This window comes from Streptomyces sp. NRRL S-1022 (assembly GCF_000720135.1).
Taxonomy (GTDB): domain Bacteria; phylum Actinomycetota; class Actinomycetes; order Streptomycetales; family Streptomycetaceae; genus Streptomyces.
In genome coordinates, this window is record NZ_JOIU01000003.1 from 79,277 (window position 1) to 103,178 (window position 23,902).

24 protein-coding genes and 1 pseudogene are annotated in these 23,902 nt (G+C 71.6%); 12 read left to right on the plus strand and 13 right to left on the minus strand.

What is annotated here, in order from left to right:
• Positions 1 to 11 precede the first annotated feature (11 nt).
• Both IG05_RS0103785 and IG05_RS0103790 read right to left on the minus strand, forming a co-directional pair.
• On the minus strand, positions 12 to 932 hold the full coding sequence (locus tag IG05_RS0103785; protein ID WP_030339062.1) for a 1-aminocyclopropane-1-carboxylate deaminase/D-cysteine desulfhydrase: 921 nt from the start codon (positions 930 to 932) through the stop codon (positions 12 to 14).
• A gap of 67 nt (positions 933 to 999) precedes the next feature.
• Complete coding sequence (locus IG05_RS0103790; RefSeq protein ID WP_030339065.1) at positions 1,000 to 1,593, minus strand: N-acetylmuramoyl-L-alanine amidase; 594 nt, start codon at positions 1,591 to 1,593, stop codon at positions 1,000 to 1,002.
• Positions 1,594 to 1,909: 316 nt separating this feature from the next.
• Between IG05_RS0103790 and IG05_RS0103795 the strand changes: the two genes are divergently transcribed.
• From IG05_RS0103795 to IG05_RS0103815, 5 genes are all read left to right on the plus strand, one after another.
• Complete coding sequence (locus IG05_RS0103795; protein ID WP_030339066.1) at positions 1,910 to 3,316, plus strand: family 2B encapsulin nanocompartment shell protein; 1,407 nt, start codon at positions 1,910 to 1,912, stop codon at positions 3,314 to 3,316.
• Positions 3,317 to 3,428: 112 nt separating this feature from the next.
• Complete coding sequence (locus tag IG05_RS0103800; protein WP_030339068.1) at positions 3,429 to 4,571, plus strand: family 2 encapsulin nanocompartment cargo protein polyprenyl transferase; 1,143 nt, start codon at positions 3,429 to 3,431, stop codon at positions 4,569 to 4,571.
• A 329-nt stretch (positions 4,572 to 4,900) separates the two neighbouring features.
• Positions 4,901 to 5,485: a dihydrofolate reductase family protein gene (locus IG05_RS0103805; protein ID WP_030339070.1), complete on the plus strand. Its 585-nt coding sequence runs from the start codon at positions 4,901 to 4,903 to the stop codon at positions 5,483 to 5,485.
• A gap of 26 nt (positions 5,486 to 5,511) precedes the next feature.
• Positions 5,512 to 5,787 carry a hypothetical protein gene (locus IG05_RS0103810; RefSeq protein WP_030339072.1) on the plus strand — a complete coding sequence of 92 codons (276 nt, stop codon included), beginning with the start codon at positions 5,512 to 5,514 and terminating at the stop codon, positions 5,785 to 5,787.
• A 9-nt stretch (positions 5,788 to 5,796) separates the two neighbouring features.
• Positions 5,797 to 6,129 (plus strand): DUF952 domain-containing protein, encoded by a 333-nt coding sequence (locus IG05_RS0103815; RefSeq protein ID WP_030339074.1) that lies wholly within the window; start codon positions 5,797 to 5,799, stop codon positions 6,127 to 6,129.
• A 28-nt stretch (positions 6,130 to 6,157) separates the two neighbouring features.
• Here the strand turns inward: IG05_RS0103815 and IG05_RS0103820 are convergent.
• From IG05_RS0103820 to sodN, 4 genes and pseudogenes are all read right to left on the minus strand, one after another.
• Positions 6,158 to 6,646: pseudogene (locus tag IG05_RS0103820) on the minus strand (VOC family protein); the annotation flags it as partial.
• Positions 6,647 to 6,709: 63 nt separating this feature from the next.
• The gene (locus IG05_RS0103825; protein ID WP_030339078.1) at positions 6,710 to 7,126 is read right to left on the minus strand and encodes a VOC family protein; all 417 of its coding nucleotides are present in this window, start codon (positions 7,124 to 7,126) and stop codon (positions 6,710 to 6,712) included.
• Positions 7,127 to 7,160: 34 nt separating this feature from the next.
• Positions 7,161 to 7,562 carry a helix-turn-helix transcriptional regulator gene (locus IG05_RS0103830; protein ID WP_030339080.1) on the minus strand — a complete coding sequence of 134 codons (402 nt, stop codon included), beginning with the start codon at positions 7,560 to 7,562 and terminating at the stop codon, positions 7,161 to 7,163.
• Between the two features lie 170 nt (positions 7,563 to 7,732).
• Complete coding sequence (gene sodN, locus IG05_RS0103835; protein WP_030339082.1) at positions 7,733 to 8,128, minus strand: superoxide dismutase, Ni; 396 nt, start codon at positions 8,126 to 8,128, stop codon at positions 7,733 to 7,735.
• A 145-nt stretch (positions 8,129 to 8,273) separates the two neighbouring features.
• Here sodN and sodX point away from each other — a divergent pair, with 145 nt between their 5' ends.
• A complete protein-coding gene (gene sodX / locus IG05_RS0103840) occupies positions 8,274 to 8,708 on the plus strand; it encodes a nickel-type superoxide dismutase maturation protease (RefSeq protein ID WP_037812952.1) in 435 nt (144 codons plus the stop codon).
• On the opposite strand, the gene IG05_RS0103845 is transcribed toward sodX, so the two are convergent.
• Positions 8,612 to 9,241, minus strand: coding sequence for a CGNR zinc finger domain-containing protein (locus IG05_RS0103845; protein ID WP_030339087.1), 630 nt, complete (start codon positions 9,239 to 9,241; stop codon positions 8,612 to 8,614). The two genes, sodX and IG05_RS0103845, sit on opposite strands and share 97 nt — an antisense overlap.
• 100 nt (positions 9,242 to 9,341) lie before the next feature.
• Here IG05_RS0103845 and IG05_RS0103850 point away from each other — a divergent pair, with 100 nt between their 5' ends.
• A complete protein-coding gene (locus IG05_RS0103850) occupies positions 9,342 to 10,100 on the plus strand; it encodes a class I SAM-dependent methyltransferase (protein ID WP_030339089.1) in 759 nt (252 codons plus the stop codon).
• A 95-nt stretch (positions 10,101 to 10,195) separates the two neighbouring features.
• Here IG05_RS0103850 and IG05_RS0103855 read toward each other — a convergent pair whose 3' ends face one another.
• From IG05_RS0103855 to IG05_RS0103865, 3 genes are read right to left on the minus strand one after another with little or no spacing between them, the layout of a single operon-like run.
• A complete protein-coding gene (locus IG05_RS0103855) occupies positions 10,196 to 11,002 on the minus strand; it encodes an amino acid ABC transporter ATP-binding protein (protein ID WP_324604985.1) in 807 nt (268 codons plus the stop codon).
• Entirely contained in the window at positions 10,999 to 11,937 is a 939-nt protein-coding gene (locus tag IG05_RS0103860; protein WP_030339094.1) for an amino acid ABC transporter permease, read from the minus strand. The genes IG05_RS0103855 and IG05_RS0103860 overlap by 4 nt, the downstream gene beginning before the upstream one ends.
• A gap of 37 nt (positions 11,938 to 11,974) precedes the next feature.
• Complete coding sequence (locus IG05_RS0103865; RefSeq protein ID WP_030339096.1) at positions 11,975 to 12,934, minus strand: ABC transporter substrate-binding protein; 960 nt, start codon at positions 12,932 to 12,934, stop codon at positions 11,975 to 11,977.
• A 565-nt stretch (positions 12,935 to 13,499) separates the two neighbouring features.
• Here IG05_RS0103865 and IG05_RS0103870 point away from each other — a divergent pair.
• The 4 genes from IG05_RS0103870 (at position 13,500) to IG05_RS0103885 (ending at position 16,778) form a co-directional block, all read left to right on the plus strand.
• Positions 13,500 to 14,723: an NAD(P)-dependent malic enzyme gene (locus IG05_RS0103870; RefSeq protein WP_030339099.1), complete on the plus strand. Its 1,224-nt coding sequence runs from the start codon at positions 13,500 to 13,502 to the stop codon at positions 14,721 to 14,723.
• Between the two features lie 196 nt (positions 14,724 to 14,919).
• Positions 14,920 to 15,885: a zinc-binding dehydrogenase gene (locus IG05_RS0103875; RefSeq protein ID WP_030339101.1), complete on the plus strand. Its 966-nt coding sequence runs from the start codon at positions 14,920 to 14,922 to the stop codon at positions 15,883 to 15,885.
• A 114-nt stretch (positions 15,886 to 15,999) separates the two neighbouring features.
• Complete coding sequence (locus IG05_RS0103880) at positions 16,000 to 16,209, plus strand: helix-turn-helix domain-containing protein (protein WP_030339104.1); 210 nt, start codon at positions 16,000 to 16,002, stop codon at positions 16,207 to 16,209.
• Positions 16,209 to 16,778, plus strand: a complete 570-nt coding sequence (locus IG05_RS0103885; RefSeq protein ID WP_030339105.1) for a Clp protease N-terminal domain-containing protein — start codon at positions 16,209 to 16,211, stop codon at positions 16,776 to 16,778. Before IG05_RS0103880 ends, IG05_RS0103885 begins: the two co-directional genes overlap by 1 nt.
• A gap of 180 nt (positions 16,779 to 16,958) precedes the next feature.
• Here IG05_RS0103885 and IG05_RS0103890 read toward each other — a convergent pair whose 3' ends face one another.
• The gene (locus tag IG05_RS0103890) at positions 16,959 to 17,990 is read right to left on the minus strand and encodes a PadR family transcriptional regulator (RefSeq protein WP_030339107.1); all 1,032 of its coding nucleotides are present in this window, start codon (positions 17,988 to 17,990) and stop codon (positions 16,959 to 16,961) included.
• A gap of 1 nt (position 17,991) precedes the next feature.
• Complete coding sequence (locus tag IG05_RS0103895) at positions 17,992 to 19,002, minus strand: DUF4097 family beta strand repeat-containing protein (RefSeq protein WP_030339109.1); 1,011 nt, start codon at positions 19,000 to 19,002, stop codon at positions 17,992 to 17,994.
• 221 nt (positions 19,003 to 19,223) lie between these two features.
• Here IG05_RS0103895 and IG05_RS0103900 point away from each other — a divergent pair, with 221 nt between their 5' ends.
• Complete coding sequence (locus IG05_RS0103900; protein ID WP_030049542.1) at positions 19,224 to 19,403, plus strand: DUF6104 family protein; 180 nt, start codon at positions 19,224 to 19,226, stop codon at positions 19,401 to 19,403.
• Between the two features lie 597 nt (positions 19,404 to 20,000).
• Here the strand turns inward: IG05_RS0103900 and IG05_RS0103905 are convergent.
• The gene (locus IG05_RS0103905; RefSeq protein ID WP_030339113.1) at positions 20,001 to 23,804 is read right to left on the minus strand and encodes a multifunctional oxoglutarate decarboxylase/oxoglutarate dehydrogenase thiamine pyrophosphate-binding subunit/dihydrolipoyllysine-residue succinyltransferase subunit; all 3,804 of its coding nucleotides are present in this window, start codon (positions 23,802 to 23,804) and stop codon (positions 20,001 to 20,003) included.
• Positions 23,805 to 23,902: the final 98 nt, after the last annotated feature.

The following is a 23,902-nucleotide window of genomic DNA, read 5'->3' on the forward strand; positions in this document are numbered from 1 at the left end:
CGGGGGGCAGGTCAGTGTTCCGGGGCTGGCGTCCCCGGCTCCGGGAACGGCCGCCCGGTGACGACGGCGGCGATCGTCGTCCCGCGCGCGAAGGCGCCCTCCCGCGCCAGGACGGCGAGCCCGTACAGCAACTTGGCGACATAGAGACGTTCCACGGGCAGCCCGTGGAGCTGCTCGAAGTCCTGTGCGAACCGCTCCAGTTCCGGGGTTGTACGGGCGTAACCCCCGCAGTGGAAGCGGTCGTCCAGGGACCAGGTGCCGCTGCGGGCGCCGAAGGCACGTTCCTGCAGTGCCTGTACGTCGGCTTCCAGGAAGCCGCCCTTCAGCACCGGTACGCCCAGCGCGCGCTGGCCGGCCGCCAGTCCGGCGGCGAGGCCCGCGAGGGTGCCGCCGGTGCCGCAGGCGACCGCGACGACGTCGGCGTGGCCGCGCAGTTCCGCGCCGAGGGCGCGGCAGCCGCGGACCGCCTCGGCGTTGCTGCCGCCTTCCGGCACGACGTACGCGCCCTCGGCACCGGCCGCGCGCAGGATCCGGGCCAGGACCTCCGGCTCGGCCTTGCGCCGGTAGGTCGATCTGTCGACGAAGTGCAGCCGCATGCCGTCGGCCGCGCACCGGGCCAGGGACGGGTTCAGCGGGCGGCCGGCCAGCTCCTGGCCGCGGACCACGCCCGTGGTCGGCAGGCCCAGCAGGCGGCCCGCGGCGGCGGTGGCCCGCAGGTGGTTGGAATAGGCCCCGCCGAAGGTGACCAGCGGGCGGCCGTCGGCGGCCGCGAGGTTCGGGGCGAGCTTGCGCCACTTGTTGCCGACGAGGTCGGGGTGGATGAGGTCGTCGCGCTTGAGCAGCAGCCGGAGCCCGTGGCGTTCGAACCGGCCGTCCCGCACCTCGTGCAGCGGGGAGGGCAGGCGGGGGTCGAGCGGGTCCGGTCCGGTCACCGCTCCATTGTCGCCCGGTGGGCGCGCTGGGCCGGCAGCGGACGTACGACGCCCACCCCCGCAGGCGCTAGTCCTTCAGCCGCTCCCGCACCCGTTCCCTCAGCCACGCCATCGTGAAGCCCCGTGGATCCACCTTCCCGGGCTGCCACTCCCGGTGGCCGATGACCGACCGCTCCGTCCACCCGTGGTGCCGGCACACCGCCGCGGCGACCCGTTCGACCGCCTCCAGCTGCTCCGGCGGCCAGGGGTCCTGCCCGTCGCCGAGGTTCTCGCACTCGAAGCCGTAGAAGTGCCGGTTGCCGTCGGTGTTCGCCTCGTTGTCCGGGGGCAGCCCCTTCTCCGCGATCACCGCGCGCAGCACCTCGTCGTCGCCGAGCCCGGCGTGGTTGGCCCGGCCGTAGCCGACCAGGTGAACCGTGCCGTCCTTGGTGATCACACCGTGGCACAGCGGCCCCGGCAGGTCCTCGTAGCCGTCGCGGCACAGCTCCACCGTCCGCGCGCTGCCCCGGGTCACCGTGTGGTGGATCATCACGCCGTGCACCGGCCCCCAGGGGCCCTTGTGATTGCGGTTGTGGTGCCGCCAGTCGCCGACCTCCACGACCGTGACGCCCTCAGCCCTGAGCGCGTCCAGGAATCCGCTCGCCGACATGGGTGCGGCCATGTCCGACTCCTTCGTGCCGTACCGTCCGGCCGCTGATCGCGGCCGGGTGTCCTCCCCTGTTCAACGAGGCCGGACGTCGCCCTGTTCAACGAGGCCGGACGCCGGGGGACGCGCCGTTCGTACGGTGTGCGAGCCGATCCGGACAACCGGAGGGGACCGGGGGCCGGAACGGGATCCCTCTTCGTGCCCAGTAATCCGATGATCCATTCCCGCTCTTTCGGGTTATGGCGCGCTCACGGTGCGTGCTGGAACGCTCGACGGTGCGACCGGTGCCCGTGCGATCAGGCACCGGGCATACATGGGGAGGCATTTCTTTATGTCGGTAGGCGAAGAGGTCCGCACGGATCAGGGCAAGCCGCAGCAGTCCCTCGGGACGGCGGCAGCGCGGAACCTGGCCACCACCACCAAGTCCGTTCCGCAGATGCAGGAGATCAGCTCCCGCTGGCTGCTGCGCACGCTTCCCTGGGTGGACGTCCAGGGCGGTACCTACCGGGTGAACAGGCGGCTGACCTACGCCGTCGGCGACGGCCGGATCACCTTCGTGAAGACGGGTGACCAGGTGGAGGTCATCCCGGCCGAACTGGGCGAACTGCCGGTCCTGCGGTCGTACGGGGACGAGGAGGTGCTGACGGAGCTGGCCCGGCGCTGCCGGCAGCGCGACTTCGCGGCCGGTGAGGTGATCGCCGACTTCGGCAACCGGACGGACGAGGTCTACCTGCTCGCCCACGGCCGCGTGGAGAAGGTCGGCACGGGGCCCTACGGCGACGACGCGGTGCTCGGCGTCCTCGCGGACGGCGCCTACTTCGGCGACCAGGCGCTGCTCGACCCGGAGGCCATCTGGGAGTACACCGTCCGCGCGGACACCCCGACCACCGTGCTGATCCTCAGCCGCCAGGACTTCGAGCAGGTCGCCGAGCGCGCCGACTCGCTGCGCGCCCACCTCGAACAGCTGCGCTCGATCCCCGAGCAGCGGACCAACAAGTACGGCGAGAAGGAGGTCGAGCTGGCGGCCGGCCACTCCGGCGAGCCCGACATCCCGCACACCTTCGTGGACTACGAGCCGCGGCCCCGCGAGTACGAACTCAGCATCGCCCAGACCGTGCTCCGCATCCACTCGCGCGTGGCCGACCTGTACAACCAGCCGATGAACCAGACCGAGCAGCAGCTGCGGCTCACGGTCGAGGCGCTGAAGGAGCGCCAGGAGCACGAGCTGGTCAACAACCCGGAGTTCGGCCTGCTCAGCAACTGCGAGTACGACCAGCGGATCCAGCCGCACGACGGCGTGCCCAGCCCGGACGACCTGGACGAGCTGCTCAGCCGCCGCCGGGGCACCAAGCTGCTCCTGGCCCACCCGCGTGCGATCGCCGCGATCGGGCGGGAGCTGAACAAGCGGGGGCTGGTCCCGGAGACCATCGACATCTCCGGCAACCGCATCCCCACCTGGCGCGGGGTGCCGATCTACCCGTGCAACAAGATCCCGGTCAGCGAGGCCCGGACGACCTCCATCATCGCGATGCGTACCGGCGAGGCCGACCAGGGTGTCATCGGCCTCAGGCAGTCCGGCATCCCGGACGAGATCGAGCCGAGCCTTTCGGTCCGCTTCATGGGCATCAACGAACAGGCCATCATCAAGTACCTGGTGACGGCGTACTACTCGGCCGCCGTCCTGGTGCCCGACGCGCTCGGGGTGCTGGAGAACGTCGAGATCGGCCGGTGGAGGTGACGTCTCCGCACGTACCGGCCGTGTCCCCGCCCGCCGGCACGGGTAGGCCCCTGGGGTATGCGTCCGGCGGGGCCGGCGGCGCCGGCCTCCGCGGACCCGGCGAGGGGGAGGCATGGCCGAGTTCATGACGGAGACCGAAGAACGTTCCTCCGGTGTGCCGCGTCCCGGCGCGGCGGAGGAACCGCGGGAGAGGACCTCGGAGACCGGCGGCCCGCTCGACGCCCAGGAGGCGGTGGTACAGCTGGAGCGCACCCGGGCGCTGGTCGACCCGGAACTGCGCGCCGCCGTGGAGTCGCTGCCCGGTGCCATGCGCCGGGCCGGGCTGTACCACTTCGGCTGGCAGCACGCCGACGGCAGTCCGGCGGCGGGCAACGCGGGCAAGGCGATCAGGCCGGCGCTGGTGCTGGCGGCCGCCGCCGCGCTCGGCGGGCCGGCGGCCCGGACGGCGGCCGTCCGGGCGGCAGCGGCGGTCGAGCTGGTCCACAACTTCACGCTGGTGCACGACGACGTGATGGACCGGGACACCACCCGCCGGCACCGGTCGACGGTCTGGACCGTGTTCGGCGTACCCGACGCGATCCTCGCCGGTGACGCCCTCCAGGCGCTGGCCCTCCGGCTGCTGGCCGAGGACCCGCACCCGGCCTCCGCCCCGGCCGCGGCCCGGCTCGCGGCCTGTGTCGTGGAGCTGTGCGAGGGCCAGCACACCGACACGGACCTGGAGCGGCGCGCACCGGAGGCGGTCACCCTGGAGGAGGTGCTCGTCATGGCGGAGGCGAAGACCGGCGCCCTGCTGGGCTGCGCCTGCGCGCTCGGCGCGCTGTACGCGGGCGCGGGCGAGGAGGAGGTGGCCGCGCTGGACGCCTTCGGCCGCCAGGCCGGCCTCGCCTTCCAGCTGATCGACGACGTCATCGGCATATGGGGCGACCCGCGGCACACCGGCAAGCCGGCCGGCGCGGATCTCGCCGCCCGCAAGAAGTCCCTGCCGGTGGTGGCGGCGCTGACCTCCGGCACCCCGGCGGCGGCCGAGCTCGCCGCCCTCTACGGGAGTCCGTACCTACAGGGGGAGGCGGCGGCCGGGGAGATCGCGCGGACCGCGCTGGCGGTCGAGCGGGCCGGCGGCCGGGACTGGGCGCAGGCCGAGGCGGCCGACCGGATGGCCCGGGCCGTGCAGGAGCTGGCCCGCGCGGTCCCCGAACCCGAGGCGGCGGGCGGGCTGCTGGCGCTCGCCGAGTTCGTCACCCGACGCACCAGCTGAGGGCCGCCTCTTCCGGCGGTCGCGCAGACCCCGGAGTCCCCGGCCCGTGCGGCTCCTGACCCCGCACGGACCCCGGGGCTCCGGTCGGACGGCCCCGCGCATCTCCACGGTGCGCGGGGCCGCGCCCTGTCACGAACCAGTCCCGGCAACGGATATCGGCAACGGACCCCGGAGGCAGATCCCGGAGACAGATCTTCGGAAAGAGATCTCGGACAGCTCTTGCACCACGACAGTTGGAGTACTACAAATGAACCACTACATGCGGAGCGGTTACCTGGGTGCCTGTCCCGGCCGCTCCCCGCCCCGTCGTCCCGTGGAAAGAGACCCGCTTGCGCAAGCTCTCGTACGTCATCGCCTGTTCGCTCGACGGATTCATCGGCGACGAGCACGGTGACGCCTCCGCGATGTTCCGCTACCTGGACGAGGAGTACTCGGCCTTCCTCGCGGCGGAACTGCCGGAGACCCTGCCCACCCAGGCCCGCAAGGCGCTCGGTGTCGACCACCTGGAGAACAGGCGGTTCGACACGGTCGTCCAGGGCAGGGCCAGCTACGAGCTGGCCCTGCGGGAGGGCGTCACCAGCCCCTACGGCCACCTGCGCGAGTACGTCGCCTCCCGCAGCCTCGGTGCCTCGCCCGATCCGAACGTCGAGATCATCGCCGACGACCTGGCCGGCCGGGTCCGCGCCCTGAAGGCGGAGGACGGCGGGCTCGGCATCTACCTGTGCGGCGGCGCGCAGGTCGCCGGAGAACTGCTCGACGAGATCGACGAACTCGTCGTCAAGAGCTACCCCCTGGTCTACGGCAAGGGCATGCCGATGTTCGGCACCGGCCCGGACCTCAAGGAGTTCGCCCTGGAATCCCTGCGCACCTTCGGCAACGGCGTGGTGGTGCGCACCTACGGCAGGAAGCGCTGAGGCCGGCACCGGCCTACCCTGAGGGCATGGACAGCGACGCACAGGCCTGTCCCGTCTGCGGACAGCCCGTCGACACGGTCGTCAAGCGGCACAAGACCCTGGGCGCCTGGGTGCCGGTCTGGGGCTCCGGCCCGTGCCGCAACCCCGACTGCGCGAGGTACGACGCAACCGGCCGCCCCGCCCACGACGTCCGGCCCGCTCACGGCGACCGGCCCGCCCATGACGACCGGGCCGCCGGTGTGCCGGCCCCGCCGGAGCGCAGCGGCCCGGAGAAGCCGCCTGCGGCCGGGAGGACGCCGTAGCGTGGGCGCATGCCGAAACTTCCGTACATCCTCCACATCACCGAGCGTTCCCTGTGGGAAGCGGCGCGCGAGCGCGGCACCTATGAGACGTCCACCCGGGGCCGCACCCTCCAGGAGGAGGGCTTCATCCACTTCTCCACCCGTGACCAGCTCCCGACCGTCGCCGGCTTCCTCTACGGCGGCTACGACGGCCCCGACGAACTGGTCGTCCTGGTGGTGGACCCGGCCCGGGTCGGCGTGCCGGTGAAGTACGAGTCCGCCGAACCGGGCGGGGAGGAGTTCCCGCACGTGTACGGACCCGTACCGGTCGAGGCCGTGGTGGACGTGGAGAGCTGGGGGTGACCCGGCCGTAGGTCCCCCGGCGCGCGGGCTACCCCGCGGTGCGGGCGCCGCCGGCCGGCAGTCCGCCCGTCTCCGGGTCGCGGCCGGTCAGGCAGTACGTGCCGCCGGCCGGGTCGCGCATCACCGTCCAGTGGGCGCCCTCGCGCACGACCGCGGCGCCCAGCTCCTCGTGCCGGGCGCGGACGGCCGCGATGTCCGCGCAGGCGAGGTCGAGGCGGGCGGAGGCGGGGCGCTCCTCGCCGAGCCGCTGGAGCAGCAGCCGTACCGGGAGGCCCGCCGGCGGGCGCAGCACGGTGAACTCCGGCCGGGAGGCGGCCCGTTGCTCCCACCCGGTCAGCCCCGCCCAGAACGCGGACTCGGCGTCGTACCGGGACGGCGGGATGTCGAGGCACACCTGGTCCAGGCGGCTGCCGGACACCACCGGCGGCCGTACCGCCTCCCCCTGCCAGGGCACGGCACAGAACAACCGCCCTGCGGGCGAGCGCAGTACGGCCCAGTCGCCGTGGTCCGCCACCAGGCGCCGAACTGCCGGGCCAGCGTGGCGACCTGCCGAGTGCAGGAGGCACTGCGGGAGGGGAGTTCAGCCGGTGGGGCGTTCGATGAAGCGGAGCTGGTTGCCCGCCGGGTCCCGGAAGGCACAGTCGCGGACCCCGTACGGCTGGTCCATCGGCTCCTGGAGGACGTCACCGCCGGATTCCCGCACCCGCTCGTACAGCGCGTCGCAGTCCGGCGTGGTGAAGATGACCCCGCGCAGCAGGCCCTTGGCCAGCAGTTCGTTGAGCGCCTGCTTGTCCGCGGGGGAGGCGTCCGGGCTCGCGTCCGGCGGCTCCAGGACGATCTCGACGTCCGGCTGGAGCGGGGAGCCCAGGGTCACCCAGCGCATGCCCTCGAAGCCGACGTCGTTGCGGATCTCCAGACCGAGCACGTCGCGGTAGAAGGCGATGGCCTTGTCGTGGTCGTCCACGGCGAGGAAGCACTGCGCGAGTTTCACGTCCATGGCCTCACCCTAGAACCGGCGGGCGCACCGCGCCTCAGTACGGGCGCCGCCGCGGCCGGGTCAGCCGGCGGGCCACACAGGGCGGGATCACCGCGCTCTCCGCGTGGTCGCGGGCCCGGTAGGCGCTCGGCGTCTCGCCGACCAGCTCGGTGAAGCGGGAGCTGAAGGAGCCGAGGGAGGTGCAGCCGACGGCGAGGCACACCTCGGTCACGCTCAGATCGCCCCGGCGCAGCAGCACCTTGGCCCGCTCCACGCGCCGGGTCATCAGGTAGCCGTACGGCGTCTCCCCGAACGCCTTGCGGAAGCTGCGCTGGAAGTGGCCCGGGGACATCAGGGCGTCGCGGGCCAGCTCGGTCATGTCGAGCGGCTCGGCGTACTCGCGGTCCATGCGGTCGCGCACCCGCAGCAGCCGTCTCAGATCCTCCAGGGCGGTCACCGCATCAGCTTCGCACAGCGCCAGGCGCGGGTGCCGGGCGTTCTCCGGGCTCCGCGCCCTCCTGCGCGGCCGGAGCGGCCGGGCCCACGGCACGTCGGCCGGGGAACGAGAACGGGCCGCCCGGACACCCGGGCGGGCCGCTCCCGCACTCGAAGCCGCAAGGCGTCGGGTCAGGCCTTCTTGGTCTCCCAGAAGATCTTGTCGATCTGGGCGATGTAGTCCAGCGCCTTCTGGCCCGTCGCCGGGTCGGTGGACGCCTTGGCGGCCGAGAGGGCCTTCAGGGCGTCGTTGACCAGCTGGTGCAGCTCCGGGTACTTCTCGAAGTGCGGGGCCTTGAAGTAGTCGCTCCAGAGCACGGAGACGTGGTGCTTGGCCAGCTCCGCGCGCTGCTCCTTGATAACGGTGGCGCGCGCCTGGAAGTGGGGGTCGTCGTTGCCGGCCATCTTCTCCTGGACGGCCTTCACCGACTCCGCCTCGATGCGGGCCTGGGCCGGGTCGTACACGCCGCAGGGCAGGTCGCAGTGGGCGCTGACCTTGACCTTGGGGGCAAACAGGCGGGAAAGCATGGAGCATTCCTTCCTCGTGATCGTCTTCTCAGGTGCGACATTACTCCCTGCGGAAGGCGATTTCTCGGGTGCCCCCTAGGGCTTAGGACAAAAGTCCAGGGTGAGACTGAGACTGGTGGAGGAACGGACCGGGGAGGTGCCGGGGATGCCGGAGCTGTCGCAGGAGACCGAGCGGGGGAGGGCCGTGGCGCCCTTCGGGCTGGCCGAGGTGACCGGCCCGTCGATGGTGCCCACGCTGCACCACGGGGACCAGCTGCTGGTGCGGTACGGGGGTGTGGTCAGGCCCGGGGACGTGGTGGTCCTGCGTCATCCGTTCCAGCAGGACCTGCTGGTGGTCAAGCGGGCCGTGGAACGGCGCGAGGGCGGCTGGTGGGTGCTCGGGGACAACCCCTACGCCGGCGGCGACAGCACGGACTACGGGGTGGTGCCCGAGGAGCTGATCCTGGGGAAGGCGTGGTTCCGGTTCCGGCCGGTCAAGTCCGGTCAGCGCTCGCCGCTCGCGCTGGCGCGCTGGGCGTTCTCCGCGGCGAGGCCGCTGCTGCCGGACCGGTCGGCCTCCAGGCGTTTGCGGGCCCGGTAGGCGGCCACGTTGGCACGGGTCGCGCAGCGGTCCGAGCAGTAGCGCCGGGAGCGGTTGGTGGAGGTGTCCAGGTAGGCGTTGCGGCACGGGGGCGCCTGGCACAGGCCGAGTCGGTCCACGCCGTACTCGGTGAGGTGGAAGGCCAGGCCCATCGCCGCGATCGCCGCGTAGCCGGCGGTGGCGTTGGACGGGTGGTCGGCCAGGTGCATGTGCCACAGCGGGCGGCCGTCCTCGTCGCGGTGGTCGTGCCCGGAGATCTGCGGGCTGACCGGGAACTCCAGCAGGAGCGAGTTCAGCAGGTCCACGGCGAGGGTCTCGTCGCCCTGGTCGGCGGCCTCGAAGACGCCGCGCAGCCGCGCCCGGACCGAGCGGAACCGCGTGACGTCGGCGTCGGTGGCACGGCGGGCCGCCGACGCGTTGTCGCCGAACAGATCGCGGACGGCCTCGACCGTGGTCAGGATGTCCTTGCCCCGGGCCGGTTCCTCGCTGTTGACGAGACGGACGGCGTAATCCGAGTAATAGGCCAGTTCCACTTGTAGTCCTTACGGAGGCGCATTATCGTCGTGTCTGCGGTCGGGTAACAGCCGGTCGTGCTTCCAGGGTATTACGCGAACCGAGGGGAGTCGGGGTTCCATGACCACAACCGCCGGAACCGACTGGGCAGCGTGGCAGGAGAGCTGGGACCGGCAGCAGGAGTGGTACATGCCGGACCGCGAGGAACGCTTCCGGGTCATGCTCGACATGGTCGAGGCGCTCGTGGGCACCGCCCCGCGCGTGCTCGACCTCGCCTGCGGCACCGGCAGCATCACCGCCCGGCTGCTGCGCCGCTTCCCCGGGGCCACCAGCACCGGCGTCGACCTCGACCCGGCGCTGCTCGCCATCGCGGACGGCACCTTCGCGGGCGACGACCGCGTCACCCTCGTCACCGCCGACCTCACGGACCCCGACTGGCCGGCGAAGCTGCCGTACGACTCCTACGACGCCGTCCTGACCGCCACGGCCCTCCACTGGCTGCACAGCGAACCCCTCGCGGCCCTCTACGGTCAGGTCGCGGGGCTGGTCCGCGACGGCGGTGTCTTCATGAACGCGGACCACATGATCGACGACACCACGCCCCGGATCAACGCGGCCGAGCGCGCCCAGCGCCACGCCCGCATGGATCAGGCCAAGCTGGGCGGCGCCCTGGACTGGGCCGAGTGGTGGCGGCTGGCGGCCCAGGACCCGGTCCTCGCCGGGCCGACCGCCCGCCGCTTCGAGATCTACGGCGAACACGCCGACGGGGACACCCCGCCGGCCGCCTGGCACGCGCGCGTGCTGCGCGAGAAGGGGTTCGCCGAGGCCAGGCCGGTGTGGTGCTCGCCCTCCGACACCCTGCTGCTCGCCCTCAAGTAGGGGCGCGCAGGCGGGACGGGCGGCCTCGTCCGGACGGCGCGTGACACGGCGAAGGGCGGTACGGGGAGCCGTACCGCCCTTCGCCGTGCGGAGCGTCAGAGCACCTTCGACAGGAAGGACTGCGTCCGTTCGTGCTGCGGGTTCGTCAGGACGTCCCGCGGGTGGCCGGATTCCACCACCACACCGTCGTCCATGAACACCAGGCTGTCGCCCACCTCGCGGGCGAAGCCCATCTCGTGGGTGACGACGACCATGGTCATACCGGACTCGGCGAGGTCCCGCATGACGTCCAGGACGTCACCGACCAGCTCCGGGTCCAGGGCCGAGGTCGGCTCGTCGAACAGCATCAGCTTCGGCTCCATCGCCAGGGCCCGGGCGATCGCCACGCGCTGCTGCTGGCCGCCGGAGAGCTGGGAGGGGTAGTGCCCGGCCCGGTCGGCCAGGCCCACGCGCTCCAGCAGCTGCATGGCCCGCTCCCGGGCCTGCGCCCGGTTCACGCCCTTGACCTGCACCGGCGCCTCCATGACGTTCTCCACGGCCGTCATGTGCGGGAACAGGTTGAAGCGCTGGAAGACCATGCCGATGTCCCGGCGCTTCAGGGCGACCTCGCGGTCGCGCAGCTCGTACAGCTTCTCGCCCTGCTGGCGGTAACCGACCAGCTCGCCGTCGACGTACAGCCGCCCGGCGTTGATCTTCTCCAGGTGGTTGATGCACCGCAGGAAGGTCGACTTGCCGGAGCCGGAGGGGCCGATGAGGCAGAACACCTCGCCGGACTTCACCTCCAGGTCGATGCCCTTGAGCACCTCGACGTGGCCGAAGGACTTGTGGACGCCCTCCGCCTTGACCATCGGGACGGTGCCGTTCGCCGGGGTGGCCTGCGTCTTGCTCAGCTTGTCGGTCATGCGCCCACCGCTCCCCTCGGGCGACCCAGCGACAGCATGTTCGCCTTCACCTTCTGCCACGGTGTGGCCGGCAGCTGACGGCTGGAACCGCGGGCGTAGTACCGCTCGATGTAGTACTGGCCGACGCTCAGCACCGAGGTCATGATCAGGTACCAGGCCGCGGCGAGGAAGTACATCTCCACCGGGGCACCGGAGTTCTGGCCGATGTCCTGGGCGTAGCGGAACAGCTCGGGATACTGGACGGCCGCCACGAGCGAGGTCGTCTTCAGCATGTTGATCACTTCGTTGCCCGTCGGCGGCACGATCACGCGCATCGCCTGCGGGATGACCACCCGGAGCAGGGTCTTGCCGTGGCTCATGCCGAGCGCGTGGGCCGCCTCGGTCTGGCCCTCGTCCACCGCGAGCAGACCGGCCCGGCAGATCTCGGCCATGTATGCCGCCTCGTTCAGACCCAGGCCGAGCAGCGCCGTCAGCAGCGGCGTCATGAAGTTCGACCAGTAGTCCTTGTAGAACGGCATCAGGTTGATGTACTCGAAGACCAGGCCCAGGTTGAACCAGAGGAACAGCTGGACCAGGACCGGGGTGCCGCGGAAGAACCAGATGTAGAACCAGGCGATCGACGAGGTCACCGGGTTCTTCGACAGCCGCATCACCGCCAGGACGATGCCGCCGACGATGCCGATCACCATCGAGAGCACGGTCAGCAGGAGGGTCTTGCCGACACCGGTCATGATCCGGTCGTCGAAGAAGTAGTCCGGTACCGCGTGCCAGTTGATCCTGCCCTGGCCGAACGCGTAGATGATCGCCACGAGGAGCGCGATCGCGATGACGGCGGAGACGTAGCGTCCGTAGTGCCGGACCGGGATGGCCTTGATGGCCTCCGCGCCGGCCGGGGGCGCGGACTCGGCCCCTGCCGTCTTGTCGATGTCAGTCACGGGTATTGCCTTTCAGTGGCCGCTCGGCTGCCGCGGGTCACTTGCCGCCGTTGATCACGGACTGCTTGACGGCGCCGTCCTGGGCGCCCCACTTCTCAAGGATCTTCTGGTACTCGCCGCTCTTGATGATCGCGTCCATCGCGGCCTGCAGCGCGTCGCGCAGCTGCGTCTCCTGCTTGGACACCGCGATGCCGTACGGGGCCGCCTCGACCTGGTCGCCGACGATCTCGAAGTCCTTGCCGCCGCCGGACGTCTTCACCGCGTACGCGGCGACCGGGAAGTCGGCGGACACGGCGTCCGCGCCGCCCGAGCGCAGCCGGGTCTGGGCCTGCTGGTTGTCGTCGAAGGCCTCGATGGCGAGCTTCTTGCCGGACGGACACTTCTTGGCCTGCTGCTTGGCCAGGTCCTCGGAGGTGGTGCCGCGCTGGACGGCGAGCTTCTTGCCGCAGAGGTCGTCCCAGGTGGTGATGCCCTTGGTGTCGCCCTTGCGGGTGTAGATCGAGACACCGGCGGTCAGGTAGTCGACGAAGTCGACGCCCTCGCCGACCTTCTTGCCGGTGTCCGGGTCGACGCCCTGCTGACGGTTCTTGTTGTCCGTCATCGCCGACATCGCGATGTCGTAGCGGTCCGAGCGCAGACCGGTGAGCAGGCCGTCGAAGGTGCCGTTCTGGAAGTCGAACGTCACGCCGAGCTGCTTGCCCAGGGCCTCCGCCAGGTCCGGGTCGAGTCCGACGACCTTGCCGGCGGAGTCCTTGTACTCGACCGGGGCGTACGCGATGTCCGAGCCGACCCTGATCGTGCCCTTGCTGCGGATCTCCTGCGGGAGCTTGTCGGCGAGCGGTGCGCTGCTGGTGGACGCGCTGCCGGAGTTCTGGTTCTTGTCCTTCGTCTGGTCACCGCAGCCGGTGAGCAGCAGGGCCCCTGCGACCGCGATCGCACCGGCCGCGGCCAGACGGGAGCGCGCTGCGGTCGTACGACGGGTGGAGCTTGCGGTCATCGTGGTTCCTCCGGCGGATGGGAAGAGTTGCCGATGGGTCGACGGAAACACACACCTTCGGGTGTCGCGACCTCGTGGGTTTACGGCATCTTGCCATTCGGACTACGCCATTCAGGGGCGTCACTATGTCAAAATCGGATAACGGGTGACCCCCGAACCGCATCAGGTCGGTACATCCCTGGTGCGCCACCGCCGAACATCTGCGGGAATCCGACGTTCCGGCCGGAAAATCTTCAGTGCGTCTCAGGATGCGGTCATCTCTTCGCCGAGCCCGATGGGCCGCCTTGGGCGTATTCGCGCCGTTCCGGGCCGTCGCCCGCGCGTCATCCGCGGGTCGCCCGCCCGTTCCCGGATGTGACCTTGCACCTAATGGACTCGTCTCGGGCACCGTCCGTCCGGTAAGAAGGTTCTTTACACCCCTCATCCGGGGCTCAGGGCGCGTGTGCGGCGCGCCCGTCGCGTATGAGCTCGTACGTATCCGCAATCGAGCCGTACGCGGTGCCCGCCCACCCCTCACCAGGAGTGGTCGACCCTCAAACCATGCATAGCTAAGGGGTAAAACAAAGTGGCAGCGGAGATCGTCAATCCTCGCAGCGACAGCGGTACGGACCAGGACGGCGGGGCCGAGCCCCTCGATTCCTTCGATCCGGCGTTCGCGCTGCACCGCGGCGGCAAGATGGCCGTGCAGGCCACCGTGCCGGTCCGTGACAAGGACGACCTTTCCCTCGCGTACACGCCCGGCGTCGCTCGCGTGTGCACCGCGATCGCGGAACAGCCGGAGCTGGTCAACGACTACACGTGGAAGTCCAACGTGGTCGCCGTCGTCACCGACGGTACGGCCGTGCTCGGACTCGGGGACATCGGTCCCCAGGCCTCCCTCCCCGTGATGGAGGGCAAGGCCATCCTCTTCAAGCAGTTCGGCGGCGTCGACGCGGTGCCGATCGCGCTCGACTGCACCGACGTGGACGACATCGTCGAGACCGTCGTCCGGCTCGCTCCCTCCTTCGGCGGAGTGAACCTGGAGGACATCTCGGCGCCCCGGTGCTTCGAGATCGAGCGCCGGCTCCAGGAGCGCCTGGACATCCCGGTCTTCCACGACGACCAGCACGGCACGGCCGTCGTGACGCTGGCGGCGCTGCGGAACGCGGCGCGGCTGAGCCGGCGCGAGATCGGGCAGCTGCGGGCCGTCATCTCGGGCGCCGGCGCGGCCGGTGTGGCCATCGCCAAGATGCTGGTCGAGGCCGGCATCGGGGACGTGGCCGTGGCGGACCGCAAGGGCGTCGTCTCCGCCGACCGGGAGGACCTGACGCCGGTCAAGCGCGAGCTGGCCGGATTCACCAACAAGGCCGGCCTCACCGGCTCGCTGGAGGCCGCCCTCGCGGGCGCGGACGTCTTCATCGGCGTCTCCGGCGGTACGGTCGCCGAGGAGGCCGTAGCCTCCATGGCCGAGGGCGCCTTCGTGTTCGCCATGGCCAACCCGAACCCCGAGGTGCACCCGGACGTCGCGCACAAGTACGCGGCGGTCGTCGCCACCGGGCGCTCGGACTTCCCCAACCAGATCAACAACGTGCTGGCCTTCCCCGGGATCTTCGCGGGCGCGCTCCAGGTGCGGGCCACGCGGATCACCGAGGGGATGAAGATCGCCGCGGCCGAGGCGCTGGCCTCGGTGGTCGGTGACGACCTCGCCGCCGACTACGTGATCCCCTCGCCGTTCGACGAGCGCGTCGCTCCCGCGGTCACCGCCGCGGTCGCCGCCGCCGCCCGCGCCGAGGGTGTCGCCCGTCGCTGACGCCGCGCGGAAGGGCCCCGTCCGTCAGGGCGGGGCCCTTTCCCTTTGCCTGCCCGCCCTGCCCGTCCGTGTGTTCGCCCGTCCGTCCGGGGGCGCCGGGGCAGTGCTGCGCCGCAAGGGTGCCGTTGCGCAAGAGGGCATGTGTCACAGGGGGCCCTGGTTCCGTCGGCTGCGCCGCGCACCTATCGTCGGCACCATGTTCGCTGTCTACGCCGCCCGAATCGACCGCGACCAGCCGCTCACCGGCCTTGAGTTGGGGGAGCGTCCGGCTCCCGAGGCCCGTCCCGGCTGGAGCACCGTCACCGTGCGGGCCGCTTCCCTCAACCACCACGACCTCTGGTCCCTGCGGGGCGTCGGCCTCACCGAGGACCGGCTGCCGATGATCCTCGGCTGCGACGCCGCCGGTGTCGACGCGGACGGCAACGAGGTCGTCCTGCACTCCGTCATCGGCCAGACCGGCCACGGCGTCGGACCCGACGAGCCGCGCTCCATCCTCACCGAGCGCTACCAGGGCACCTTCGCCGAACAGGTCGCCGTGCCGACCTGGAACATCCTGCCCAAGCCGAAGGAGCTGTCCTTCGCCGAGGCCGCCTGTCTGCCCACCGCCTGGCTGACGGCGTACCGGATGCTGTTCACCAACGCCGGGGTACGGCCCGGTGACTCGGTCCTCGTGCAGGGGGCGGGCGGCGGTGTCGCCACGGCCGCGATCGTCCTCGGCAAGGCGGCCGGGCTGCGGGTCTTCGCCACCAGCCGGGACGAGGCCAAGCGGAAGCGGGCCCTGGAGCTCGGAGCGGTGGAGGCCGTGGAGCCCGGGGCGCGGCTGCCGCAGCGGGTGGACGCCGTCATCGAGACCGTGGGCGCGGCCACCTGGTCCCACTCGGTGAAGTCCCTGCGGCCCGGGGGCACGCTCGTCATCTCCGGGGCCACCAGCGGGGACCGGCCCTCGCACGCCGAGCTGACCCGGATCTTCTTCCTGGAGCTGAAGGTGGTCGGCTCCACCATGGGCACCAAGGACGAGCTGGAGGACCTGCTCGCCTTCTGCGCCGCGACGGGGGTACGGCCCGTCATCGACGAGGAGCTGCCGCTGGACCGGGCCCGCGAGGGCTTCGAGCGGCTCGCGTCCGGGGAGCAGTTCGGGAAGATCGTGCTCACCAACTCCTGAGGCGCCGGCCGGAGGCCGGGACGAGAGGCGGGTCCGGGTGCCGGGCCCGCCTTTCGCATGGCCTTCTTGTCAACTTGGGTTGACTGCCGAGGAGCGTCAACCTACATTGACAGCATGAGTGAGGCAACCGATCTCGCCGAGCGCGCCGGTGACCGGGATCCCCGGGTCGGACTGCGGGCCGTGGCCGCACTGCGCCGGCTGCTGGAGCAGCTGGAGGCGGTACAGGTGCGCAGCGCGCGCAATCAGGGCTGGTCGTGGCAGGAGATCGCCGCGGAGCTCGGTGTCAGCAGGCAGGCCGTGCACAAGAAGTACGGGAGGCGTTGATGTTCGAGCGGTTCACGAAGGACGCCCGGGCGGTGGTCGAGGGGGCGTACGCCCACGCGGAGGAGGACGGATCGGACTCGGTGGACACCGAGCACCTGCTGCTCGCGCTCCTCGACCGGGAGGGCAGCCGGGGGTCGTCCGCCCTGGCCGCCCTCGGGCTCGCCGGGCCGCCCGAGCGCGAGGCGGTACGGCGGGCCCTGCGCGAGGCGCGGCGACGGGCCGGGCTGACCCGGGCCGAGACGGATGCGCTGGCGGAGCTGGGGATCGACGTGTCCCGGATCGTGGCCCGGGTGGAGGAGGTGCACGGCGTCGGGGCGATGTCCGGTGACCGGAAGGGTGCGGGGCTGCGGCTCCGGCGCCGGCCGAGGTTCAGCCGGGGAGCGAAGGGGGTGCTGGAGCGGTCGCTGCGGGTCGCTCTCGCCCGGCGGGACCGGAGTATCGGCGACGAGCACCTGCTGCTGGCGCTCACCGTGGTGCCGGGGGTGGCGGGGGAGGTGCTGGCCGACAGCGGTGTGACCTTCGCGGGGGTGTCGAGGGTCTGCGGGGAGGGCCGGCCGGCCGAGGGGTGATCCCTCCGGGCGTTCGGCCGATCCTGCCCACCAGTCCACCCGTGCCGGTCGGCTGGAGGAGGGGCCCCGGGGCCCCGCCCCGGACCCCGAGGCGCTCGCCCACCCGCCCCCTTCCCACCCGGCTCGGTCGGCTGGTGAGGGGGCGGGTGGGCTCGGCCGGTCGGCCGGCGGGGCCTGGGGTCAGGGGGCGTGGAGGAGTGCTGCGATGCGGGCCGCCGCCGTGGCGAGGTGGTGGCGGGTCTCGTGGAGCTGGGTGGGGGTGACTCCGTGGTCGCGGGCCGCGTCGCGGATGTCGTCGCGGAAGCGGTCCAGCAGGCGGTCCAGGTCGCGGGCCGGGTCGCCGGTGGCCTCCTCGTGGGCCCAGGAGGGTTCGTACCCGGCGGCGAAGTCCTCCTGCGGAGCGGTGTAGTGCGGCTCCGCGGAGGCGGCGGACTCGGTGGTGCGGGGGGAGCCCCAGTCCCGGCCGGCCTCCTTGCCGAACTCGCCGAACTCCTTGGCCAGTTCCGTCAGGCCCTCGCGGACGCCCTTCGGCCAGTCGCCGCGCGTGAAGTGGTCCTGGACGCGGTCCTGGACCCGGCGCGCGATGCGCTGGACCTCCTCCTGCGCCTGGGCCCGCGCCCGCGCCTGCGCCTCCTGGGCCTGGCGGCGGGCCCGCTCGGCCTCCTCGCGGGCCCGGCGGCTCTCGTCCTTGGCGCGCCGCGCCTGTTCCTTCCACTCCTGCTTGACCCGGCGCATCTCCTCCTTGGCGGCCTTCCAGGCCTCGTTGTCGCCCAGCTCGACGTACTCGCCGTAGGGGCTCTCGTCCGCGGAGGTCTTCGCGCCCCGGCGGGCCTCCGAGGCGGCGGCGCGCATCTCGCGGCGCAGGTCGCCGGCCGCGCCGCGCACGTCGGCCTTCATCTCGGCGGCCAGTTCCGCGACCGACTCGCGGATCTCCAGCTCCAGGTCGGCCAGCTCGCCGCTGCGGTCGGCCAGTTCGGCGCGGCCGGCGTCCGTGATCGCGTACACCTTGCGACCGCCCTCGGTGGTGTGCCGGACCAGGCCCTCCGCCTCCAGCTTGGCCAGGCGGGGGTAGACCGTGCCCGCCGACGGGGCGTAGAGGCCCTGGAAGCGTTCCTCAAGGAGCCTGATCACCTCGTAGCCGTGGCGCGGGGCCTCGTCGAGCAGCTTGAGCAGGTACAGGCGGAGGCGGCCGTGGGCGAAGACGGGAGGCATGTCAGAGCACCTTCTTGTCGGTCGTGCCGTCGGCCGGGGTGCCGCCGGTACCGGGGGCTTCGGCGGCGGTGGCGTCCTGGCCGGAGACGGCATTCTCCCGCGGGGCGGCCGGGGGACGGTCGCCCGGGTGCGGTGCGCCGGGGGCGGGGGTCCTCGGGGGCTCGGTCTCCCAGGCGGTGTCGTCCCAGGGGGTGTCGTCCTCGTCGTCCCGCGACGGGCGGCTCAGCAGGGCGATCGAGCCGGACACCGTGGTGGCGCGCAGCCTGCCGGTGCCCGCGCCGAGGCGGCCGGTGACCTTGTGCGCGCCCCACTGGCCGTGGACCCGCAGTCCGTCGAAGGCGTTGGAGATCGTGCCGCTCGCGGTGTTCGCCTCCACCTTGGTGTCCGCCGGGTGCGGCAGGCGGACGGCGATCTCGCCCGAGACACTGGTCAGCCCGATGTCCGTGGGGCCGTCCGGATCCAGGTCGACGATCATGGAGCCGCTGACGGAGTCGGCCCGCACGGAGGTGCCGGAGCCCTCGACCACGGTGAGGTCGCCCGAGACCGACTGGAACCGGAGGTCGCCGGTGACCGCCTGGGCCTCCAGGTTGCCCGAGACGGTGTCCGCGCGGACCGGACCGGAGACGCCGACCAGCGTGGTGTCGCCGGTGACGCCCTTGATCACGGCGGGGCCGCGGATGCCGGAGACGACCGCGGCGGCGCCGACCACGCCGACCTCCACGCGGGTGTCGGCGGGGACGGCGAGGGAGACGACGGCGCTGCGGCGCCAGCCCTTGCGGTCGAACCACTTGAGGAAACCCCGCCAGGGCAGGTCGTCGTAGGCCACGGTCAGGGTGGAGCGGGTCCGGGTGACCACCAGGGGTGGGCCTTCGAGCTCCGAGACCTCAAGGCGCGCGACAGGGTCGTCCGTGCCCACCACGTTCACCGTGCCGTTGACGATGCGGACCCGGAGCTCGCGCACGGGGGCGTCGAAGGTCAGCTTCTGGGATTCGGTGACGGACCACTCCGACATGGGGCCTCCTCGGCCGGGCACGGTCGCGACACGCCATATCGCGTCCTCCTGAGAACACGATATATCGCGGTTCGGAGAAGTCAAGGGACCCGTTCGGGTGGGTGCGCGGGCGCTCCTGCCGGGTGCGCCGGCGCCGGACGGGGCGGGCACGGGTGCGCCGGCCGGACGCTTACGCTGGTTGTTGTTGTCGGTTGCCGGATGTGTGCAGGAGACGTGGCCCTATGTACTTCACCGACCGCGGTATCGAGGAGTTGGAGAAGCGGCGTGGCGAGGAGGAGGTCACCTTCGAGTGGCTCGCGGAGCAGCTGCGGACGTTCGTCGACCTGAACCCGGACTTCGAGGTGCCGGTGGAGCGCCTGGCCACCTGGCTCGCGCGGCTCGACGACGAGGACGACGACTGACGGCGGGCGGACCCCGGAGGTGATCGTCGGCCGTGACTCCCGGCTGACCCCCTCCTCCGCATCCTCCCCTCCCCACCGGCACGGCCGGGGGCGTCGCACGCTCCCCGTGCCCCGGTCCGGACGCACCGGCCCCCAGCGAGCCCGGCGAACGCATCCACGCGGTCCGCGACGCGCCGCCCCGCGCCGCGGCGAACCGGCACGCCAACCGGCCGCTGCTCCTCGACGGTCGGGAGCGACACCGACGGCGTGACCCCGCTGCTCCCGCAGGGCACCGCGTTCCTGCGCCCCGAGTCCACCGCCCGCCTGATGCGCCGCGCCCCGAACGCCCTGCCGACCCTCACCGCACCCTGGGCGCCGGCACCCGCGCACCCTGTCGGCCCGCCGGCGGGTGCGGCCGTACCGGAGCTTCCAGGCCGGGCTGAAGCGCCCCGAAAGGCGCGCGGGGCTTTACCGACCTGCGGCTGCGCCGCGCGGGCGCGAGCGGTCACGGACGGCCCGCGGCCGCGCACCTACTCGGCCGTCCCGTCGGACAGGCGAAGGGCCCGGTGCCGAGCAAGACTCGGCACCGGGCCCTCACACTGGCGAACCGCCGGAGGCTTACGCCTCGAACACCTCACGGACCAGCTGCTCCTGCTCCGCCTGGTGGCGCTTGGCGGAGCCCACCGCCGGGGACGAGGAGTGCGGGCGCGAGATGCGCCGCAGCCGCTCGCCGGCCGGGATGTCCGCGCCGACCGCCAGGTCCAGGTGGTCGATCAGGTTGAGCGCGATGAACGGCCAGGCACCCTGGTTCGCCGGCTCCTCCTGCGCCCACAGGTACTTCTCGGCGTTCGGGTACTTGTTGACCTCCGCCTGGAGCTCGGCACCCGGCAGCGGGTACAGCCGCTCGATGCGGATGATCGCGGTGTCCGTCAGGCCCCGCTTCTGCCGCTCGGCCTCCAGGTCGTAGTACAGCTTGCCGGCCACGAACACGACCTTGCGGACCGCGGCCGGGTCCACCGTGGCGTCCCCGATGACGGGACGGAACTGACCCGAGGTGAACTCCTCCGTCTTCGACGCGGCGGCCTTCAGGCGGAGCATCGACTTCGGGGTGAAGACCACCAGCGGCTTGTGGTGCGGGTTGTGCACCTGCCACCGCAGGAGGTGGAAGTAGTTCGACGGCAGGGTCGGCATGGCGACCGTCATGTTGTTCTGGGCGCACAGCTGGAGGAACCGCTCGACCCGGGCCGAGGAGTGGTCCGGGCCCTGGCCCTCGTAGCCGTGCGGCAGCAGCAGGGTGACGCCGGAGGTCTGGCCCCACTTCTGCTCCGCCGCCGAGATGTACTCGTCGACCACCGTCTGGGCGCCGTTGACGAAGTCACCGAACTGCGCCTCCCACATCACGAGCGCGTCGGGGCGGGCCAGCGAGTAGCCGTACTCGAAGCCCATGACCGCGTACTCGGACAGCAGGGAGTTGTAGACGTTGTAGCGCGCCTGCTCCTCGGCGAGGTACTGGAGCGGGGTGTACTCCTCGCCCGTCTCGCGGTCGATGAGGACCGCGTGGCGCTGGCCGAAGGTGCCGCGCTGGGAGTCCTGGCCGGACAGCCGGACCGGGGTGCCCTCCAGCAGCAGCGAGCCGACCGCGAGGGTCTCGCCCATGCCCCAGTCGATCGTGCCGTCCTCGACCATCGTCGCCCGGCGCTGCAGCTGGGGCAGCAGACGCGGGTGCACGTGGAAGGAATCCGGGATGTTGACCTGGGACTCGGCGATGCGCTTGACGACCTCCGAGGAGATCGCGGTGTTCACGGCGACCGGGAACTCGGCCTGCGGGTCCGGCACCGGGCCGGTGGCCTGCTGGGTCGTGACGGCCTCGCGGACCTCGGTGAAGACCTTCTCCAGCTGGCCCTGGTAGTCCTGCAGGGCCTGCTCGGCCTCTTCCAGGGTGATGTCGCCGCGACCGATCAGGGACTCGGTGTAGAGCTTGCGCACCGAGCGCTTCTTGTCGATCAGGTCGTACATCAGCGGCTGGGTGAAGGCCGGGTTGTCCGACTCGTTGTGACCGCGGCGGCGGTAGCAGATGAGGTCGATCACCACGTCCTTGTTGAACGCCTGGCGGAACTCGAAGGCCAGCCGCGCGACGCGGACCACGGCCTCCGGGTCGTCGCCGTTCACGTGGAAGATCGGGGCCTCGATCATGCGGGCCACGTCCGTCGCGTACATGGAGGAACGCGAGGACTCGGGGGCCGCGGTGAAGCCGACCTGGTTGTTGATGACGATGTGGACCGTGCCGCCGGTGCGGTAGCCGCGCAGCTGCGACATGTTCAGGGTCTCGGCCACCACGCCCTGGCCCGCGAAGGCCGCGTCGCCGTGCAGCGCGACGGGCAGGACCGTGAAGTCCGTGCCGCCCTTGTTGATGATGTCCTGCTTGGCGCGGGCGATGCCCTCGATGACCGGGTCGACCGTCTCCAGGTGGGACGGGTTGGCGGCCAGCGAGACCTTGATCTGCTCGCCGTCCAGGCCGGTGAAGGTGCCCTCGGCGCCCAGGTGGTACTTCACGTCGCCGGAGCCGTGCATCGACTTCGGGTCGAGGTTGCCCTCGAACTCGCGGAAGATCTGCGCGTACGACTTGCCGACGATGTTGGCGAGGACGTTCAGGCGGCCGCGGTGGGCCATGCCGATGACGACCTCGTCGAGCCGCGATTCGGCGGCGGAGTCGATCACCGCGTCGAGCAGCGGGATGACGGACTCGCCGCCCTCCAGCGAGAAGCGCTTCTGGCCGACGTACTTCGTCTGCAGGAAGGTCTCGAAGGCCTCCGCCGCGTTCAGGCGGCGCAGGATGCGCAGCTGCTCCTCGCGCTCCATCTTGGAGTGCGGGCGCTCCACGCGGTCCTGGATCCACTTGCGCTGCTTGGGGTCCTGGATGTGCATGAACTCGATGCCGGTGGTGCGGCAGTACGAGTCGCGCAGCACGCCGAGGATGTCGCGCAGCTTCATCATCGACTTGCCGGCGAAGCCGCCGACGGCGAACTCGCGCTCCAGGTCCCACAGGGTGAGCCCGTGCTCGGTGATGTCCAGGTCGGGGTGCTTGCGCTGCTTGTACTCCAGCGGGTCGGTGTCGGCCATGACGTGGCCGCGGACCCGGTAGGAGTGGATCAGCTCGAAGACGCGGGCGGCCTTGGTGACGTCGTCGTCGTGGCTGGCGTCGATGTCCTTGAGCCAGCGGACCGGCTCGTACGGGATCCGCAGGGCCTCGAAGATGTCGTCGTAGAAGCCGTTCTCGCCGAGCAGCAGGTTCGCGACGGTGCGCAGGAACTCGCCCGAGGCGGCGCCCTGGATGACCCGGTGGTCGTAGGTCGACGTGAGCGTCATGACCTTGGAGATGCCGAGCTTGTTCAGGGTGTCCTGGCTGGTGCCCTGGAACTCCGCGGGGTAGTCCATGGAACCGACGCCCATGATCACCGACTGGCCGGGCATCAGGCGCGGCACGGAGTGGACGGTGCCGAGGCCGCCGGGGTTGGTCAGCGAGACCGTGACACCGGTGAAGTCGTCCATCGTCAGCTTGCCCTCGCGGGCGCGGCGGACGATGTCCTCGTAGGCCTGCCAGAACTCGAAGAAGTTCAGCGTCTCGGCCTTCTTGATGGCGGCCACGACGAGCTGGCGGTCACCGTTCGGCTTGACCAGGTCGATGGCCAAGCCGAGGTTGACGTGCGGCGGCTTGACGAGGGTCGGCTTGCCGTCCTTCTCGCCGAACGACCAGTTCATCGACGGCATGGCCTTGATGGCCTGCACCATCGCGAAGCCGATCAGGTGCGTGAAGGAGATCTTCCCGCCCCGGGCGCGCTTCAGGTGGTTGTTGATGACGATGCGGTTGTCGAACAGCAGCTTCACCGGGACGGCGCGGACCGAGGTGGCGGTCGGCAGTTCCAGGGAGGCGTTCATGTTCTTGGCGACGGCGGCGGCCGGGCCGCGCAGCGTGATCAGCTCCGGGCCCTCGGGGGCCTGCGCCGCGGGAGCGGCCGTCGCCTTGGGCTGAGCGGGCGCCTGTGCGGGCTGCGCCGGCTTGGCCGGGGCGGGAGCGGCCTTCGCCGCGGGAGCCGGGGCCGGCGCCGGAGCGGCGGCCGCGGGCTGCGCGGGAGCCGGGGCGGCGGCCTGGGGGGCCGGGGCCGCGGGCTGCGCCTGCGGGGCCGTGGTGGTCTCTGCGGCCCCCGCGGCCGCAGTACCCGCCGGAGCCGGGGTGGCAGGTGCACCCGGCTTGTAATCGGCGAAGAAGTCCCACCAGGCACGGTCTACCGAATTCGGGTCCTGGAGGTACTGCTGATAGATCTCGTCGACGAGCCACTCGTTCGGACCGAACGCGGCAGCGGGGTTCTTCCCGGCTTGGTCGTCGGTGGAGATGCTCGAGTTACTGGGGGACTGTGGCGACACGGCGGCAACCGCCCTCTTCCGCTTCACAAGGTGATGGACAGCGGGAATAAAGGCTACGCCCCCAGGGCGGGGAAGGTCAGGTCGGGCAAGGTCATCGT